14 protein-coding genes and 1 pseudogene are annotated in these 17,064 nt (G+C 74.7%); 8 read left to right on the plus strand and 7 right to left on the minus strand.

What is annotated here, in order from left to right; translation table 11 throughout:
* Nucleotides 1-27: 27 nt before the first annotated feature.
* The 6 genes from ACIQWR_RS12140 to ACIQWR_RS12165 all read right to left on the minus strand — a co-directional run bounded on the left by ACIQWR_RS12140 (nt 28) and on the right by ACIQWR_RS12165 (nt 5,960).
* Entirely contained in the window at nt 28-714 is a 687-nt protein-coding gene (locus ACIQWR_RS12140; RefSeq protein WP_404007237.1) for a hypothetical protein, read from the minus strand.
* Nucleotides 711-878 (minus strand): hypothetical protein, encoded by a 168-nt coding sequence (locus ACIQWR_RS12145; protein WP_404007240.1) that lies wholly within the window; start codon nt 876-878, stop codon nt 711-713. The genes ACIQWR_RS12140 and ACIQWR_RS12145 overlap by 4 nt, the downstream gene beginning before the upstream one ends.
* A 371-nt stretch (nt 879-1,249) precedes the next feature.
* On the minus strand, nt 1,250-1,654 hold the full coding sequence (gene trxA, locus ACIQWR_RS12150; RefSeq protein ID WP_404007243.1) for a thioredoxin: 405 nt from the start codon (nt 1,652-1,654) through the stop codon (nt 1,250-1,252).
* A gap of 126 nt (nt 1,655-1,780) precedes the next feature.
* Complete coding sequence (locus ACIQWR_RS12155; protein ID WP_404007246.1) at nt 1,781-3,220, minus strand: aldehyde dehydrogenase family protein; 1,440 nt, start codon at nt 3,218-3,220, stop codon at nt 1,781-1,783.
* 203 nt (nt 3,221-3,423) lie between these two features.
* Entirely contained in the window at nt 3,424-4,614 is a 1,191-nt protein-coding gene (locus ACIQWR_RS12160; RefSeq protein ID WP_404007249.1) for a thiolase family protein, read from the minus strand.
* Nucleotides 4,615-4,784: 170 nt separating this feature from the next.
* Nucleotides 4,785-5,960, minus strand: coding sequence for a LacI family DNA-binding transcriptional regulator (locus ACIQWR_RS12165; protein WP_404007251.1), 1,176 nt, complete (start codon nt 5,958-5,960; stop codon nt 4,785-4,787).
* A 244-nt stretch (nt 5,961-6,204) separates the two neighbouring features.
* On the opposite strand from ACIQWR_RS12165, the gene ACIQWR_RS12170 reads away from it, so the two are divergent.
* The 5 genes and pseudogenes from ACIQWR_RS12170 to ACIQWR_RS12190 all read left to right on the plus strand — a co-directional run bounded on the left by ACIQWR_RS12170 (nt 6,205) and on the right by ACIQWR_RS12190 (nt 12,421).
* Nucleotides 6,205-7,470, plus strand: coding sequence for an MFS transporter (locus ACIQWR_RS12170; RefSeq protein WP_404007254.1), 1,266 nt, complete (start codon nt 6,205-6,207; stop codon nt 7,468-7,470).
* Nucleotides 7,471-7,593: 123 nt separating this feature from the next.
* A complete protein-coding gene (locus tag ACIQWR_RS12175; protein ID WP_404007257.1) occupies nt 7,594-8,289 on the plus strand; it encodes an alpha/beta fold hydrolase in 696 nt (231 codons plus the stop codon).
* Between the two features lie 213 nt (nt 8,290-8,502).
* Entirely contained in the window at nt 8,503-9,912 is a 1,410-nt protein-coding gene (locus tag ACIQWR_RS12180; RefSeq protein WP_404007519.1) for an amidase, read from the plus strand.
* 68 nt (nt 9,913-9,980) lie between these two features.
* Nucleotides 9,981-10,451, plus strand: coding sequence for a type II toxin-antitoxin system PemK/MazF family toxin (locus tag ACIQWR_RS12185; RefSeq protein ID WP_399256732.1), 471 nt, complete (start codon nt 9,981-9,983; stop codon nt 10,449-10,451).
* A gap of 55 nt (nt 10,452-10,506) precedes the next feature.
* Nucleotides 10,507-12,421, plus strand: a pseudogene (locus ACIQWR_RS12190) (SMI1/KNR4 family protein).
* A 52-nt stretch (nt 12,422-12,473) separates the two neighbouring features.
* Here ACIQWR_RS12190 and ACIQWR_RS12195 read toward each other — a convergent pair.
* On the minus strand, nt 12,474-13,286 hold the full coding sequence (locus ACIQWR_RS12195) for a TIGR02452 family protein (protein WP_404007261.1): 813 nt from the start codon (nt 13,284-13,286) through the stop codon (nt 12,474-12,476).
* A gap of 163 nt (nt 13,287-13,449) precedes the next feature.
* Here ACIQWR_RS12195 and egtA point away from each other — a divergent pair, with 163 nt between their 5' ends.
* Genes egtA through egtC form a run of 3 tightly spaced genes read left to right on the plus strand, consistent with a single transcriptional unit; the run spans nt 13,450 to nt 17,059 of the window.
* Nucleotides 13,450-14,922: an ergothioneine biosynthesis glutamate--cysteine ligase EgtA gene (gene egtA, locus ACIQWR_RS12200; protein ID WP_404007264.1), complete on the plus strand. Its 1,473-nt coding sequence runs from the start codon at nt 13,450-13,452 to the stop codon at nt 14,920-14,922.
* Complete coding sequence (gene egtB, locus ACIQWR_RS12205) at nt 14,919-16,256, plus strand: ergothioneine biosynthesis protein EgtB (RefSeq protein WP_404007267.1); 1,338 nt, start codon at nt 14,919-14,921, stop codon at nt 16,254-16,256. Before egtA ends, egtB begins: the two co-directional genes overlap by 4 nt.
* Nucleotides 16,256-17,059, plus strand: a complete 804-nt coding sequence (egtC, locus tag ACIQWR_RS12210) for an ergothioneine biosynthesis protein EgtC (RefSeq protein ID WP_404007270.1) — start codon at nt 16,256-16,258, stop codon at nt 17,057-17,059. Before egtB ends, egtC begins: the two co-directional genes overlap by 1 nt.
* Nucleotides 17,060-17,064: the final 5 nt, after the last annotated feature.

A 17,064-nucleotide genomic window follows, 5' to 3' on the forward strand; every position in this document is an offset into this window, starting at 1 on the left:
GGGCCAGACGGGGCGCGGATCGGCGGGTCAGCGCTCCTCGCGGGTCGTGCGCAAGGCGCCGGCCAGGCCAAGGACGTCCGCGTTCAGCCGCTCGATGACGTGCTCGAACGGGGCGTTGAAGACTTGGCGGGCCTCGCCGGTCAGGGAGCGGTCACCGTCCAGGGCCATCGCGAGGACGGCGGCAGCCATGCGGCCGGGCCGGATGGCGTCGGCGGTTCCCTCGCCCATGACCGCGACGTGGGCGGGGAACGTCTGGGCTCGGAAGCCGTAGTTGGACGAGGGCCAAGGGCCGGCGGCCGGGTCGGAGCGCTTGAGCTCCTCGTTCACCTTGACGGCCTGCTCGGCGACCTCGTGGATCCGCGCGGTGCGGCTGGCGGTGACGGCGAGCAGGTGCTCCAGGGCGGCCACAGCGGCCTGTACGGCGTCGAGGACGGGCCGCGTGTCGTCCGTTGAGATCAGCGTGCGAGCATCGGCGGCGATGGCCTGCGCGCGGGCGTCCCGATCGGCAGCCTCGGCGGCGGTCAGCTTGCGCTCGGCGGCGGTGACGCGAAGCCCGGCGAGTTCGGCGAGCTGGCGTTGACCGGCGATGTGCTCGGCGGTGACCTGCTCGTCGCCCTCGCGCACGCGCTCGGTGAGGGCTTCGACGACCTCGTGTGCCTGATCGGCTTCGGCGCGGGCGGTGTCGAGGGCGGTCCGGGCTTCGGTGGGAGTCATGCGGCGTCGTCTCCCTTGGCGCTGGCCTTGCGAGCCACGTACTGGGCCGCACGGTGCTTGCGGAGGTCGGTGAGCGCATCCCACGCGGGGGTGCCGTACAGGGCGGCGTCGGCCTTCGCCTGCTTCTCTGCGCGTCGCGTTCCGGGGCGGCCTACCTCGGGCACAAGCGGCTCCAGGAGCTGACCGAGGACGACATCGAGTCGATGGTGGCGTGGCTCCTCGTGAGCGCGCGACGGCGCGGCGGGAAGCCGGGCACGGGCCTGAGATTTTGTGAGATTTCCGCTACCCAGCGGAGCCAGAAACAGCCTCTGATCTGCGAAGCAGTCGGATCCGGTAGAACACCGCTTCGGTCATAGCCACCTTCCAGGGTTCCCACCGCGTCCACCCGGACCTGACGGAATCCCGGCCAGGCCGCTCATAGCCCGTCACCTTACGCGGGGCGGACGGGACATCGACCGGACGGCGCCGGCCCGGGCGTGGTGCCCCGCCGCCGGATGGCGGGGGACCGTGCCGGGGCCCGGCCGTCGGGGTGCGGCTATGCCTCCGTGGGGGGCTGGGTGGGGTCGGGGGCCTCGGTCCGCGCCTTCTCGGCGGCGATCTTCGTGCGGACCTCGTCCATGTCCAGCGCGCGGGCCTGGCCGATGACGTCCTCCAGCATGGCCTCGGGCAGCGCCCCCGGCTGCGCGAAGATGGCCACCTGGTCCCGGATGATCATCAGCGTCGGGATCGACCGGATGTCGAAGGCGGCGGCCAGCTCCTGCTGCGCCTCCGTGTCCACCTTCGCGAAGACCAGGTCGGAGTGGGTCTGCGACGCCCTCTCGTAGACCGGGGCGAACTGCCGGCAGGGACCGCACCACGACGCCCAGAAGTCGATCAGCACGAACTCGTTCTCGCTGACCGTCCGGTCGAAGTTCTCCTTGGTGAGTTCGACTGTAGCCACGGTTTCCAGACCTCCGTATATCGCGCTTCCTGTTCCCTGGAACGAACGGAGGCCCGCCGACATTCCGCAACCCCGCGACCGGCCGCGGGGGCGGGCCGGCCGGACCGGCCGCGCCCCCGGGGCCGGTCAGAACGGGTGGCCGGCCGGGGTGCGGCGGACCGTGGTCCAGCGCAGCTCCGTGAAGGCGTCGAGGTTGGCCTCGCCGCCGAACCGGGCCCCGTTGCCGGAGGCACCCACACCGCCGAAGGGGGCGACCGCCTCGTCGTTCACCGTCTGGTCGTTCACGTGCACGATGCCGGTGGGGATCCGATCGGCCAGCTCCAGCCCCCGCGCCGCGTCACGGGTGACCACGCCCAGGGAGAGGCCGTACGGGCCCGCCGAGGCGAGGTCGATGGCCTCCTCCTCCGAGGCGAAGGAGCGTACGGGCGCCACCGGTCCGAAGACCTCCTGCGCGTAGGCGGGGGTGTCATCGGAGACGCCCGCGAGCACCGTCGGCCGGTAGAAGAGGTCCTGGTGGGCGCCGCCGGCGAGCAGCTTCGCGCCCCGCTCGGTGCTCGCCTCGACCAGCGCGTGGACCCGCTCCAGCTGGGCGCGGTCGATCAGCGGCCCCAGGTGCACCTGTTCCCGGTACGGGTCCCCCACCACCAGCGCCTCGGCCCGGGCGGCGAGCCGCTCGACGTACTCGTCGTAGAGCGACGCGTGCACGAGGTGGCGGCCCGCGGTCATGCAGATCTGGCCCTGGTGGAAGAAGGACCCCCAGGACGCCTGGGCCACGGCGGCCTCGACGTCGGCGTCGGCGAGCACGATCAGCGCCGAGTTGCCGCCCAACTCCAGGTGCGCGCGCTTGAGGTGACGGCCGGCCGACTCCCCGACGGTCCGGCCGCTCGCGGTGGAGCCGGTGAACGAGACGACGCGCACCAGGGGGTCGGCGACCACCGCCGCCCCGGTCCTCGCGTCCCCGGGCAGGACGTGCAGCAACCCGGCCGGCAGCCCGGCGGCGGCGAGGACCGCGGCGAGCGCGAGCCCCCCGCACACGGCGGTGCGCCGGTCCGGCTTGAGCAGCACGGCGTTGCCGAGGGCGAGCGCGGGCGCGACCGATCGGATGGCGAGGATCAGCGGGGCGTTGAAGGGCGCGATCACCCCGACGACCCCGGCCGGGGTGCGCCGGGTGTACGAGAGCCGGGGCGCCTCGGTCGCCAGCACCTGCCCGGTCGGGCGCGAGGCGAGCGCCGCGGCCTCGTAGCACTCCTGGGCCGCGACGTGCAGTTCGAAGTCCGCCTTGCCGGGGATCGAGCCGGATTCGCGGATCAGCCACCCGCGCAGTTCGTCGGCGTGGGCGGTGAAGAGGTCCCCCGCCCGGCGGAGCACCGCGGCGCGCTCCAGGTGGGTGGCGCGCGCCCAGTCCCGCTGCGCGGCCAGGGCCCGTACGGCGGCCTCGGCGACGTCGGGGGCCGAGGCCAGGTCGAGGGTGGCGAGGGTGCGGCCGGTCGCCGGTTCGACGACCGGTGACGTACCCCCGGCCAGGGTCGGTCCGTCCTGCCAGAGCTGCGGGTCGAGGAGCGGCATGGCGCGGGGCCTCCGATGGGTGGGGCGGAGCTGCTGGGGTGGGGGGCGGCACGCGTCATCGTGCCAGAACGGAGTTCCCAATTCTGTTCACTTATTGGGCAGTTGCCGGCGGCACGTGTCCGGAATCGATCGAGCGTCCGTACGGCCCACCGGCCGACCGGCCCCCTGCCCCGACGGCCCCCGTGCCCCCTGCCCCCGGCCCGTCAGCGCTCCAGCACGAGGGCGATGCCCTGGCCCACCCCGATGCAGAGCGCGGCCATCCCCGTCCCCGAACCGGCCGCCGCCAGCTGGTGGGCGACCGAGCCCGCGAGCCGGGCTCCGGAGGCGCCCAGCGGGTGACCCAGGGCGATGGCCCCGCCGCGCGGGTTGACCACGCTCCGGTCCAGCTCGGGCCAGGCCTGCAGACAACCCAACGCCTGTGCGGCGAAGGCCTCGTTGAGCTCCAGGGTGGTCAGGTCCGCGAAACCGCGGCCCGCCTTCTCCAGAGCCCGCCGGACGGCCTCGACCGGCCCCAGCCCGAAGAGCTGCGGCTCGATCCCGGTGACCGCGGAGGCCCGGATCCGGGCGAGCGGCTCGCGCCCGGTCGCCGCGAGCCCCGCCTCGTCGGTGAGCAGCAGAGCCGCGGCCCCGTCGTTGAGCGGGGAGGCGTTGCCGGCGGTGACCGTGCCCCGGCCGTCGGTGCGGAAGGCCGGCTTCAGCCGGCCGAGGGCCTCCATGGTCGAGCCCTCCCGGATGCACTCGTCGCGCAGCAGGTCGACGCCGGGGTACGGGACCACCTCGGCCGCGTACTCCCCCGCCGCCCAGGCGGCGGCGGCCTTGCGGTGGCTCTCCAGGGCGAAGGCGTCCTGGGCCTCGCGGGTGAGGGCGTACTTGTCCGCGACCAGTTCCGCGCCCTCGCCCAGCGAACCGGTCCACTCCTGCGGCATCCGGGGGTTCGTCATCCGCCAGCCCAAGGTGGTGGACCACATCTGCTGGTGGGTCGCGGGGAAGGCCCGCTCCGGCTTCTGCACCACCCAGGGGGCGCGGGTCATGGACTCCACCCCGCCCGCGATCGCCACGGAGGCGTCACCGAGCGCGATGGCACGGGCGGCCTGGATCACGGCCTCCAGACCCGATCCGCAGAGCCGGTTGACGGTGACCCCGGGGACCGTGACCGGCAGGCCGGCCAGCAGCACCGCCATGCGGGCGACGTCCCGGTTGTCCTCGCCGGCGCCGTTGGCGTCGCCGAAGACCACGTCGTCGATCCGCGCGGGGTCGAGCGCGGGCGTACGGTCCACCAGGGCGCGGACCACGTGCGCGGCCAGGTCGTCCGGGCGGACCCCGGCGTAGGCACCGCCGAACTTGCCGATCGGGGTACGGACGGCGTCGACGATGTAGACGTCGCGGATGCGCATGCGGGGTCTCCTGGGCAGATCCGTGCGGGCGCGCCGGTGGGCGCGCCCGCAGTCTCCGTCCCCGGCTCGCGGCCTGTCAACGCCCCCCGGCGGCGCCCTGACCTGGCCGACCCGGCGGTCCGGGAAGCGTCGGAGGTCCCGGCCCGGCCCGTCGGCCGGCTCCGGAGCGCTCAGGTGGACTCGCGGGGGACGGCGCGCGCGGCCAGCAGGTCGCGGCGGGCCGGGACCTCCGTGGGTTCCCGGACCGCCCGGTCCACCAGGGACGCCAGGTGATCGCCCGTGGGCATCTCGATCTGCACCGTGCTCAGGCGCGGCCGCAGCAGGCGGCCGATCAGCAGGTCGTCGGCGCCCATCACGGCCACGTCCTCGGGCACCCGCACCCCCGCGTCCTGGAGGGCGCGCATGAGGAGCATCGCGTACTCGTCGTTGTAGGCGAAGACGGCATCAGGGCCGCTTTCCGGCCACCTGGCCGCCAGGGCCTGCGCGGACTCCTCCGTGTAGGCCATCGGCAGCGGCTCGATCGCGGCCGCGCCGGCGGCCGCCGCCCGGGCGCCGGCCAGGCGCGGGGCGGAGAAGAGTTCCAGGCCCGCCTCCTCGGGGACGATCACACCGATCCGGCGGTGGCCGCGCTCGACGAGGTGGGCCGCGGCCCGGGCACCGACCTCGGCCTGGTCCATGACGAGCGCGTGCGCCCCGGCGACGCTGGCCGGCCCGAGCGTGATCACGGCGCGGGCACCGGCCCGCTTGAGGGTCTCGACGTTGTGGGCGCTCAGGACGATCTCGCCGAGGGAGATCACCGCCACGGGCCGCAGCTCGGCCCAGGCGCGGGCCGCCTGGTCCCCGGTGAGGCCGAGGCTGCCGTACTGGACGACGGTGTAGTCGAGCCGGCGCAGCGCCCACTGGAGCTCGTTGAAGAAAGCACTGTACAGCGGCCCGGCCGGGACGTGCGAGGTGGGCAGCAGCACGATCCGGGTGTGCCCGGCCCGCAGGCTGCGGGCGGCGGCGTGCGGGACGTAGCCCAACTCCTCCGCGGCCTCGCGCACCTTGCGCCGGGTCGGCTCGCTGATGCGCACGGCTTCGGCGTTGTTCAGGACGTACGAGACCGTGGCGCGCGAGACGCCGGCGAGCCGGGCCACGTCGGCACTGGTCGGCGCGGCGGGGAGCGCGGGGGCGGCAGCCACGGGCGCGGGGGCGACGGGCAGTCCGGGCGCGGCGGTCTCCACGGCCTCGACGGCGGCCGCGGCGGGGCCCGCCGTAGGCCCCGGGGCGGGCGGCGGGGGCGGCGCCGATCGGGCGGACGACTTCGGCGACGGTCGCTTCGGGGACGACTTCGGTGAGGGAGGCATTGCCGTGGCATCTTTCCAGACCGGTGGGGCTCGGGGGCTAGCGGATGGCCGGAATCGGATGCTACACAGTGGTTACACGATTCATTGACACGTGTAACCCGGTCGTCACAACCCCTGCACCGACCGTGCCGCAACCCGTGTCGCACCGTGCCGCCGCCCCGTCGTGTTCCGACGCACCCCCGCCGTCACGACGGGGCGGCGCGCACCCCCTCACCCGCCCGACATCCCTGCCCAGGAGGGCACCGTGGCCGTCTCCTCCCCCGGCACCGGCACCGCCGACGCCTCCCCCGCCGCATCCGCCGCCGCGCCCTCGACGCCCGCGCCCGGACGCGGTCTGCTCCCGCTGCTCCTCATCGGCAACACCGCGATGTACGCGCTCTACATCGGAGTCGCCGGAATCCTGCTCGCGCTCCAGGTCGAACACATCGACCCGGCGAACAAGGTCTCCAACTTCGGCCTGATCGCGGGGGTCTCCGCGGTCTTCGCCACGGTCTTCAACCCGGTCGCGGGCGCCCTCTCGGACCGCAGCGGCCGCCGCAACCCCTGGATCCTGGGCGGCGGCCTGGCGGCGGTCCCCGCGATGTTCCTCCTCGGGCTCGCCGACACGATCCTGCTGATCACCATCGCCTGGTGCCTCGGCCAGGCCGTGATGAACGTCTACCAGGCCGCGATCACCTCCGTGGTCCCCGACCGGATCCCGGTCAGCGCCCGCGGCAAGGCCTCGGCGGCGGTCGGACTCGGCCTGCCCTTCGGCTCGACCCTGGGCGCCCTGCTGGGCGCGGCCTTCTCCGACGACTACCGCACCGGCTACCTGGTCTTCGGCGCGGTCGTGGCGGGCGCGGCCCTGCTCTTCACGGCGAGCAGCCGCGAGCAGCGCCTCCCGGTCCGCGCCCAGCTGCCCGTCCGTGCCCAACTGGCGGCCTTCAGCGGGGCGTTGCGGGACCATGACTTCCGGTGGGCCTTCATCGGGCGCGCGCTGCTGGTCCTCGGGTACTTCTCGGTGAGCGGCTACCAGCTGTACATCCTCCAGGACCACACCGCGTTGCCCGCGGGCATGGAGCCGGAGGAGGCGGTGGCCCTCCTGATGCCGCTGACCAGCGTCGCGATGGTGGTCTCGACGGTCCTGGGCGGCTACCTGTCCGACCGCTTCGACCGCCGCAAGCTGTTCGTCGGCGCCTCCGCGCTGCTGTCGGCCGTCGCGCTCCTCATCCCGGCCCTGTCGACGAGTTGGTCGGCGATGCTCGCCTTCTCCGTGGTCAACGGCCTCGCCTTCGGCAGCTACATGGCCGTCGACACGGCGCTGGTGACGATGGTGCTCCCGAAGGCCGAGGACGCGGCCAGGGACATGGGCGTCCTCAACATCGCCAACGCCGGACCGCAGATCGTCGCGCCGTTCGTCGCCTCGGTGATCGTGTCCGTCAGCGGCGGGTACACCGCCCTGTTCGTCATCGCGGCGGTGCTCTCCGTCGCGGGCGCGCTGGCCGTGAAGCCGATCCGCAGCGTCCGCTGACGACCGCTGACGTCCGCTCACCGGCAGACTCGTACGGCACACCCGCACCACGCTCCACGCAACACGCAACACGCAACACGCAACCACGCAGCCCGCACCACGCGTCCCGCAGAAAGGCACTCCGTGCAACTCCACACCCACACCTGGGGCGAGGGCGACCGCGTCGCCCTGCTCGTCCACGGCGCCATGTCCGACCACCGCACCTGGCGCCGGGTCGGTCCCGCGCTCGCCGCCCTCGGGTACCGCGTCATCGCCGTCGACCTGCGCGGCCACGGCGCCAGCGGCCGGGGCGACTACACCCCGCAGGGCTTCGCCGACGACCTGGTCGAAACCCTCCCCACCGGTGCGGAGCTCGCCATCGGCCACTCCCTCGGCGGCCTGGCGCTCTCCCTGGCCGTCGACCGGCTGCGGCCGCGGCGCGCGGTCTACTCCGACCCGGCCTGGCACCTGGCCCCGCTCGGCGAGGGCTTCGGTCCCGAGGTGTTCGCCGCGTTCAAGTCGGCGTCCAGGGAGCGGATCCGGGCGCTGAGCCCGCGCTGGGAGGAGGCCGACGTGGACGTCGAGCTGCTCACCCTGGCGGCCTGGGACGAAGCCACCGCGCTGTGCCTCGCCGCCCTGGCCGGTACGGACCTGCTGCCCGCCGCGCCGGTGGTGCCGTCCCTGGTCCAGCTGGCCGATCCGAGCTTCCTGATCGACGAGGAGCGCGGCGCCGTCCTCAAGGCCCGTGGTTTCGAGGTCCGTTCGGTGGCGGGCGCCGGTCACACCATCCACCGCGACGACTTCGAGGGGTTCATGACCTCGCTTGAAGGATGGATATAGCAAGCTTCCAGATCTCCCCGTTACGGTCGGTATACCGATGAGTAACGGGGAGGTCCGGTTTCGATGACCACAGTTCCTGGCACGGTTCCTGGTAGAGCGCCTGGTGCGACGACCGCCGTCCTGGCTCCGGGCGCCACGGCCGTCCTGGCCCCCGGCTCGCCGCCGGGCCCGCACCCCCTCCCGACCCCGCACCGGGTGCCCGGCCTCGCCGACATGGTCAGGGCGCTCGCCGACGGCAGCGTGACCTCGCGCTGGCTCACCGAACAGTGCCTGGAGCGGATCGAGGCCTCGCAGCCGGAGTTGAACGCCTTCCGGATCGTGCACTCCGAGGCGGCCCTCGCGGAGGCGGACGCGGCCGACCGGCGGCTCGCCGCCGGGGAGCGGCTCCCGCTGCTCGGCGTGCCGCTCGCGGTCAAGGACGACATGGACGTGGCCGGGCTGCCGACGGCCTTCGGCTGCGCCGGGGACTTCCCGCCGAAGGCCGAGGACAGCGAGGCGGTACGCCGCCTGCGCGCCGCGGGCGCGGTCATCGTCGGCAAGACCCAGACCCCGGAGCTGGGCCAGTGGCCGCTCACCGAGGGGCCCGCCTTCGGCGCGACCCGCAATCCCTGGAACCCGGCCTTCACCCCCGGCGGCTCCTCCGGCGGCTCGGCGGCCGCCGTGGCCGCCGGCCTGATCCCGGCCGCGCTGGGATCGGACGGCGCCGGTTCCATCCGCATCCCGGCGGCCTGGACGCACCTGGTCGGCATCAAACCGCAGCGCGGCCGCATCTCCACCTGGCCCGAGCCGGAGGCCTTCCGCGGGCTGACGGTCAACGGCGTGCTGGCCCGTACGGTCGCGGACGCCGCGCTGCTGCTCGACGCGGCCAGCGGGTCCCACCGCGGCGACCTGCACCGGCCCGCGCCGATCTCCGCCTCCCGGGCCGCCCGTACCGAGCCGGGGCGGCTGCGGATCGCGCTCGCCTTCGCGATGCCGTTCACCGGCACCTCCAAGTCCCTGGACCCGTCGATCCGTTCCGCCGTGGAGCGGCTCGCCGGGCGGCTGGAGGCGCTGGGTCACGAGGTGGCCCTGGAGGACCCCCGGTACGGGCAGATCGGGCTGAGCTTCATACCCCGCGCGACCGGGGGCGTACACGAGTGGGCCGCGCGGGTGCCGGATCCCTCGCTGCTTGACCCGCGGACGAGCGAGGCGACCCTCATGGGGCGGATCCTCAGCGGCCTGCCCCTGCGGGCCGCCCGCCGCGCGGAGGCCCTGCACCAGCACCGGATCGGGGAGATCTTCAGCCGCTACGACGTGGTCCTCACGCCCACGACGGCCACCGCCCCGCTGCGCGTCGGCGCCCTGGACGACCGGGGTTCCCTGGACACCGAGCGGGCGATCATCGCGGCCTGCCCGTACGCCTGGCCCTGGAACGTCCTCGGCTGGCCCGGCGTGAACGTCCCGGCGGGCTTCACCCCCCAGGGGCTCCCCGTGGGTGCGCAACTGCTGGGCCCGGAGTCTTCGGAGCCGCTCCTCATCTCGCTGGCGGCCCAGCTGGAGGCGGCGGAGAACTGGCAGTCCCACTGGCCGCGTTGGTCCGCCCCACTGGGAGCGGCGACGGCATCGGTCACGGGTTCGGCATAGCGCCTGTCAGGGCACCGCTGCGGCACGTCCCGCACCGGCCGCGCCGGCGCACCGCTAACCTCTGCCGGATGACGGCACTTTCGCACCACACCCCGCACACCGACCAGCCCCACCAGCCCGGCCGCGACGGCGCCGGGGCGACCGCCGAGGTCGATCCGCGCGCCATCGGGCCCGTGCGCACCTCCTACGCCCCCGATCACGACGGGGACCCCGACCCCGGCGAGATCGTGTGGACCTTCGTCCCCTACGAGGAGAACGACGGCCGGGGCAAGGACCGGCCGGTGCTGGTCGTGGCCCGCGAGACCGACCGCGACACCGTGCTGGCCGTACAGCTCTCCAGCAAGCGCCACGACCAGGACCGGGAGTGGGTCCCGATCGGCACCGGACCCTGGGACGCGGCCGGACGGGAGTCCTGGGTGGACGTGGACCGGGTGCTGCGCGTGCACGACGCCGGCATGCGGCGCGAGGCGTGCGCCCTGGACCGCGGCCGATTCCAACTGGTCGTCGACCGCCTGCGCGAGCGGTACGGCTGGGCCTGAGCGGACCTTCCTCGGTCAGTGCCCGCTGTCAGTGCCCGCTGTCAGCATCCTGTGCATGACGGATACCGAGGCATTCGACTGGCGGACCTTCCTCCTCAGGTGGAGCGGGGAGTGGGCGGACCACACGGCGGCCGCCGAGGAGCGGAACGAGGACGACGAGCTCGCCCTGCGTGCACGGTGGTTGGGGTTCCCGGCCGCCGCCGAGGAGCGGATTGCGGCCATGGAGGAGCGCCTCGGCCGCCGCATGCCCCCGTCGTACCGGGAGTTCCTCGCGGTCAGCGACGGGTGGCGGCACGCGGGCGGGTTCGTGTGGCTCCTGGCAGGGACCGCGCAGGCGCGCTGGCACCACAACGAGTCCGGGCTCGCCGACGTGTTCGAGGAGTACCTGGACGATGACGCCGGTCCCGAGGCGCGGCTAGGAGGTGTCTGGCGGCGCGGGCTCCAGCTGAACGTGCGGTCCGACGGTACTTACGTCCTGATGGATCCCGAGGACGTCGACGAGGACGGCGAGTGGGCCGTGTACACCTGGGCGGGCTGGCGGGCCGCGCCGCCCGAGCGGCACGCCGGCTTCCGGGCGTTCATGCGGGACATGCACCGGGAGTTCCACAACCTGCGGGCGAGCCCGCGGGACGGGGAGCCGGAGTTCGTCAACGAGACCACCCGCGAGCTGGACGCCCTGGTGGACTACGCCCGACAGGAGGCGTTGCGGGGCGGATGGGAGTCGGCCCTGGCCGCGCTGGACGAGGCCAAGGGGTACGGCAGGCCGGGCGCCGTCGGGCTCGGCGACCAGATCCGGCGCCTGCTTGGGCACACCTGCATGGTGAACTTCGGCGGCCTGGTGACGGACCCCCGGTACGCGCTCGAGGTGTTGCCGCCGCTGCTGGCCGCGGAAGCGCACCACGGTGGCGCCGCGCTGACGTTCTCCGTGCGGGGCGCGGGCGAGGACGTGCTGGACCTGGCCCGCGCGACCCTGGAGCGCCTGCGGGGCGGCACGTACCGGTACACGGCGCCCGGCGCCTTCGGGGAGGCTGTCGAGCGGGCCCGGGAGCTGGCCCGGTGGGGCGATACGGACGGGGCGTGGCGGACGCTGCGGGAGACCCTGCCCCGGTGGGAGCCGTGCGGGCCGGACCACCTGGCGCCGCTGGGCTGGCTGGCCGACCCGCTGCTCGGACCATTGCTCACCCCGGAGCGGGGCCGGGAGCTGCTGGCCACGCCGAGGAGCGGGCAGGCGGGCGGCGGGCAGGCGGGCGCGGCGCCGGAGCCGACGGCCGGGCTCGACCCGGGGAACCTGGCGTGGCTCGCGGAGCCGGACCCCGGCGGCAACCTCACCTCCTACCGGTTCGTCCTGGTGGAGGGGGTGGAGCCGGCGGAGCTGCCCGGCCGGCTCGCGGACGCCGACCCGGAGGGGGAGGGCCTCCTCCTCCAGCTGCCGATGACCTTCTGGGAGGCGCGCGACAGGGCCTTCCACCGCCAGCGGGAGTCCTCCTCCTACGACGACCGGGCCCTCGTGTCGGTCGGGCGGGCCGGCGACGGCTGGAGCTTCGCCTTCGACGGCGAGCCCGCCCCGTTCGACCGGCAGCGGCTGCGCTCCCCCGCCGCGGGCGCCAGCGCGGGCACCCGCGCGGTGGCGGTGTGGAGCGGGCTGCGGGCGGGCCGCGGTGCGCCCGTGTTCCACCTGTCGGTGGCCCGGGACGGTGTCGAGCAGTACGCGTTCACGTAACGCGGGGGGTGAGCTCCGCACCGCCGGAGCGGTACCGGCGCAGCTGGACCCGCACCGGTTCCTCGGCAGCGCCCTGGACGGCGCCGTGGCGGAGCGCTCGCTGCTGGAGGCGGTGACCCGGGAGTTCGGCGTCCTGCTGCCTCGGCACTCGCTCACGCACGGGCGCCTGCACACCTTCACCACCCGCTCCTGGACGCGGCCGCCCACGCACGGGGAGACGTACACGGGGTTCGTATGGTCCAGGGGGTGACCGCGAAGGTGCGCCGCGTCACGGCGCCCGGCGTGGCACCGGGACGCCGTCCTCAGCCCGGGAAGGCCGCCTCGAAGGCCCGGCGCGGGCCCGGGGAGCGGTCCAGGATCCCGAACGCCACCCGCTCGAAGACGCCCTCGAACCGGCCCGTCAGCAGGGCCCGGAAGGCCTCGGCGACCTCGGCCGGGTCGTTCATGAACACCCCGCACCCCCACGCCCCCAGCACCAGCTGCGGGTAGCCGTGCAGCGCCGCCACCTCCAGGACCCGCTCGGCCCGCCGGGCCAGCGCCGCCGGGATCTCGTGGGTCCGCTCCGGTTCCTGGCGCCGGATGGTGCCCGCGTTCGGAGCCGGGGAGGTGAGGAAGCCCGCCCGGAAGGGCACCTCCAGCAGTTCGCCCCGGTCGTCGCGGAAGACCGGGACCCCGGGCGAGTGAATCACCCGGTCGGTGTAGAAGGTGCTCACCTCGGCGCGGTGGACCTCGTAGTACTCGCGCGCCTCCAGCAGCGTCTCGTAGAGCGCCGAAGCGCGGCACAGGGCCTCCTCCTGCGCCTTGGCCCCACGGACGTATCCGCCCCCGGGATTGCGGGCCGAGGCGAAGTTGAGGACCGCGACCGGGCCGCCCGGGACGAGCCTGCGGGCGGCGACCGTGCTGCTCTCCCCGGTCACCTCGTACACGGTCTCCCGGCTCCGCACCCCCTCCGGCTTGCCCTGGATGACCGGATTGGGGCCATATATCCTGGTTCCCGCCTTGGCTTCCGCCACGGCGGCGGCGAGCGCCACCTCCCGCCCCGACCGCGACCGGTACCCCCCGGCCGCCACGATCTGCGCGTTCTCCAGCGCGATGGCCCTCAGTCTGCTGCTCATCCCCCGATCTTCCGGAACGGGCACCGCAAGTGGCAACGCAATTACTTGCACGAATCGGCACGGGTTTGCGCGATCTTGATGCGATCCGCACGCTTCACGGCCCGACCACGACGGGTAGGCAACGGTGACGTCACGGCTCACGACAGGAGAAGAGGATCCGGTCATGCCCCAGGACTCACCCCTGACGCACCTGCGCGCACATCCGCCAGGGCGTCCCCCCGGACGCGCCGCCGAGCACCCCCCGCGGCCGCTCACCGAGACCGCCGCCGAGGACCTCGTGCGCGGCATCTGTTTCAAGACGGGCCCGCCCCGGCTGCTCGGCGCCGAACTGGAGTGGCTGCTGCTGGACGCCGAGGACCCCGCGCGACCGCTGTCGCCGGACCGGCTCACCGCCGCCCACGACGCGGCGGCCGCACTGCCCCTGCGCTCCCGGTTCACCGTCGAACCGGGCGGCCAGCTCGAACTCAGCTCACCGCCCGCCACCTCCCTGATGGGGTGCGTGGGCGACCTCCAGGCCGATCTGGACGCCGTGCGCGCCGCCCTGGGCGCCCAGGGCGTCGTGCTCGACGGGCTCGGGCACGATCTGCGCCGGCCGCTGCGGCGGCTGCTGGACAGCCCGCGCTACCGGGCCATGGAGACCTACTTCGACCGCACCGGACCGGCCGGGCGCGCCATGATGCGCGCGTCCGCCTCCGTGCAGGTCTGCGTCGACGCGGGCCACGAGGAGCCCGGCCCGCTCGGCCACGGCAGGCGCTGGCGCTCCGCTCACCTGCTCGGCGCGGTGCTGGTGTCGGCCTTCGCGAACTCCCCCGCCCACAGCGGCCCGTACGCGGGTTGGCGGTGTTCCCGCCAGGGCGTCTGGAGCGACCTCGACACCGCGCGCGCCCTCGCTCCACCGCTGGACGCCGACCCGCGCGCGGCCTGGGTGCGCCAGGCGCTCGACACCGCGGTGATGTGCGTACGTCCGCAGGACCCGACCGGCCGGGACGGCGCGGGCGACCCGGGCGACACGGCCGCGGAGCACGCCGCGGGCGCGGCGTGGGAGGTCCCGCGGGACCTGAGCTTCCGTGCGTGGGTGCGCGGCGCCGGGCCCAGGCCGCCGACCGGCGCGGACCTCGACTACCACCTGACCACCCTGTTCCCGCCGATCCGGCCGCGCGGGCACCTGGAACTGCGGATGATCGACGCGCAGCCGGGCGTGGACGGCTGGCTGGTCCCGGTGGCCGTGGTGCACGCCCTGTTCGACGATCCGGAGGCCGCGGAGACGGCCTACCGCGTGGCGAAGGGGCTGGCCGACTCCTACGGCCCGGGGCCCGCGCCGCGCAATCCGCTCTGGCGCTCGGCGGCCCGGTACGGGCCGCGCGATCCGGAGCTGCGCGCGGCGGCCCGCGCGTGCTTCCGGGCCGCGACCGAGGCGTTGCCGCGGCTCGGCGCGGACACCCGGGTGCGGGACGCCGTCGGGGAGTTCACCGAACGGTTCGTGCGCCGCGGCCGCTGTCCGGCCGACGAGGTGGACGGGTTCGGCGGGGTCGACGACGCACGGCCCCGGTCCGCCGCCCGGCCCTTCCCGGCCTCGACCCCCACCCCCCTGCGCGCGTCTTTCCGCGCCCCCGTCCGCAAGGAGGAACGCCCGTGAGCGCCACGACCGCCCCGGCCGGCGGGACCGACCAGCAGCCGCCGGGCGACCTGCGCGAACGGGCGGCCGCCGCGCTGATCGCCGCCCGGGCCCGGACGGCGGCGCTGACCGATCCGGTGACGGACGCCGACCTGACCGCACAGCACTCGCCGCTGATGTCCCCCCTGGTGTGGGACCTCGCGCACATCGGCAACCAGGAGGAGCTGTGGCTCCTGCGCCGCGTCGCCGGGCGGGAGCCGATGCGCCCCGAGATCGACCCGCTGTACGACGCGTTCGCGCATCCCCGCGCCCAGCGGCCCGCGCTGCCCCTGCTCGGACCCGCCGAGGCCCGTGGCTACAGCGCCGACGTGCGGGGGCGGGTGTTCGACCTGTTGGAGCGGACCGCCCTCGAGGGTTCGGCGCTGCTCGACGACGGCTTCGCCTTCGGGATGATCGCGCAGCACGAACAGCAGCACGACGAAACGATGCTGATCACCCATCAGCTGCGGCTCGGCGGCCCGGTGCTGACCGCCCCGGAGCCCGGTCCGGCGACCGGTCCGGCGCCGTCGGCTCCCGAAGTCCTGGTTCCCGGAGGCCCCTTCACGATGGGGACCTCCACCGAGCCGTGGTCGCTGGACAACGAGCGCCCCGCGCACACCCGCGAGAGCGCACCCTTCTGGATCGACACGGTCCCGGTCACCAACGCCGCCTACCTGGCCTTCATGGCGGACGGCGGCTACGGCGAGCCCCGCTGGTGGGCGGCCGAGGGCTGGGACCAGATCCGCGGCCACGGCATCGAGGCCCCGCTGTTCTGGTACCGCGAGGCCGGCCAGTGGCTGCGGCGGCGCTTCGGCGTGGTGGAGCCGGTGCCGGCCGACGAGCCCGTGCTGCACGTCAGTTGGTACGAGGCGGACGCGTACGCCCGGTGGGCCGGGCGGCGGCTGCCGACCGAGACCGAGTGGGAGAAGGCGGCCCGTCACGACCCGGCGACCGGCCGCTCGCACCGCTACCCGTGGGGCGACGCCGATCCCACGCCCGCGCACGCCAATCTGGGCCAGCGGCACCTGCGGCCGGCCGCCGCGGGCAGCTATCCGGCCGGGTCCTCCCCGCTCGGGGTGCGCCAGCTGATCGGCGACGTGTGGGAATGGACGGCGAGCGACTTCCTTCCGTACCCGGGCTTCAGGGCGTTCCCGTACCGCGAGTACTCCGAGGTGTTCTTCGGCCCGGAGCACAAGGTGCTGCGCGGCGGTTCGTTCGCGGTGGATCCGGTGGCCTGCCGGGGCACCTTCCGCAACTGGGACCTGCCGGTGCGCCGCCAGATCTTCGCCGGTTTCCGCACCGCGAGGGACGCCTGATGTGCCGTCACATCGCCTGGCTCGGGCCCGTGACGCCGCTCGGCCGGCTGCTGACCGAACCGGAGCACTCCCTGGTGCGCCAGTCCTGGGAGCCGCGCCACCAGCGCTACGGGACGGTCAACGCCGACGGCTTCGGCGTGGGCTGGTACGCGGAGGGCGACCCGATACCGGGCCGCTACCGCAGGGCGGGCCCGGTGTGGGGCGACGCCACCTTCGGCGACCTCGCCCGGGTCGTGCGCAGCGGGGCCGCACTGGCCGCCGTCCGCGACGCGACCCTGAGCGGCGCGGACGGGGAGGCCGCGGCCGCGCCCTTCGCGGCCGGGCCCTGGCTGTTCAGTCACAACGGAGCGGTCCGGGACTGGCCGGACTCGGCGGCCGGAGCCGCCGCGGCGCTCCCCCCTCTGGATCTGCTCCAGTTGGCGGCCCGGTCCGATTCGGCACTGGTGTGGGCGCTCGTTCTACGCGCCCTGCGGGCCGGTGCGAGCCCGGGCGACGCGCTGACCGGGCCGGTGCGGGAGCTGGCGGCCGCCGCTCCCGGTTCGCGGCTGAACCTGCTGCTCACCGACGGCCACGCGATCGCGGCGACGGCCTGGGGCGATTCGCTCTGGTACCTCGCGGACGCCCGCACGAGCCGCACGGTCGTCGCCTCCGAGCCCTACGACGACGACCCGCGGTGGTGCGAGGTGCCCGACCGGACCCTGTTGACCGCCTCCCGCACCCGTGTCGACCTGACCGCGATCAAGGAGATCCCCGCGCAGGCGAGCACGCCGAAACCGAGCAAGGAGAACCCGGACAGTGAGTGAATTCC

Origin of the sequence: Streptomyces sp. NPDC098789 (assembly GCF_044759975.1) — a bacterium.
Taxonomy (GTDB): domain Bacteria; phylum Actinomycetota; class Actinomycetes; order Streptomycetales; family Streptomycetaceae; genus Streptomyces.

Excerpts from the sequence above, each read along its gene's own strand:
- ACIQWR_RS12140 (WP_404007237.1), bottom strand. The coding sequence starts at position 714 with ATGACTCCCACCGAAGCCCGGACCGCCCTCGACACCGCCCGCGCCGAA.
- ACIQWR_RS12155 (WP_404007246.1), bottom strand. The coding sequence starts at position 3,220 with ATGCCGCTCCTCGACCCGCAGCTCTGGCAGGACGGACCGACCCTGGCC.
- ACIQWR_RS12160 (WP_404007249.1), bottom strand. The coding sequence starts at position 4,614 with ATGCGCATCCGCGACGTCTACATCGTCGACGCCGTCCGTACCCCGATC.
- ACIQWR_RS12165 (WP_404007251.1), bottom strand. The coding sequence starts at position 5,960 with ATGCCTCCCTCACCGAAGTCGTCCCCGAAGCGACCGTCGCCGAAGTCG.
- ACIQWR_RS12180 (WP_404007519.1), top strand. The coding sequence starts at position 8,503 with ATGGTCAGGGCGCTCGCCGACGGCAGCGTGACCTCGCGCTGGCTCACC.
- ACIQWR_RS12185 (WP_399256732.1), top strand. The coding sequence starts at position 9,981 with ATGACGGCACTTTCGCACCACACCCCGCACACCGACCAGCCCCACCAG.
- ACIQWR_RS12195 (WP_404007261.1), bottom strand. The coding sequence starts at position 13,286 with ATGAGCAGCAGACTGAGGGCCATCGCGCTGGAGAACGCGCAGATCGTG.
- egtA (WP_404007264.1), top strand. The coding sequence starts at position 13,450 with ATGCCCCAGGACTCACCCCTGACGCACCTGCGCGCACATCCGCCAGGG.
- egtC (WP_404007270.1), top strand. The coding sequence starts at position 16,256 with ATGTGCCGTCACATCGCCTGGCTCGGGCCCGTGACGCCGCTCGGCCGG.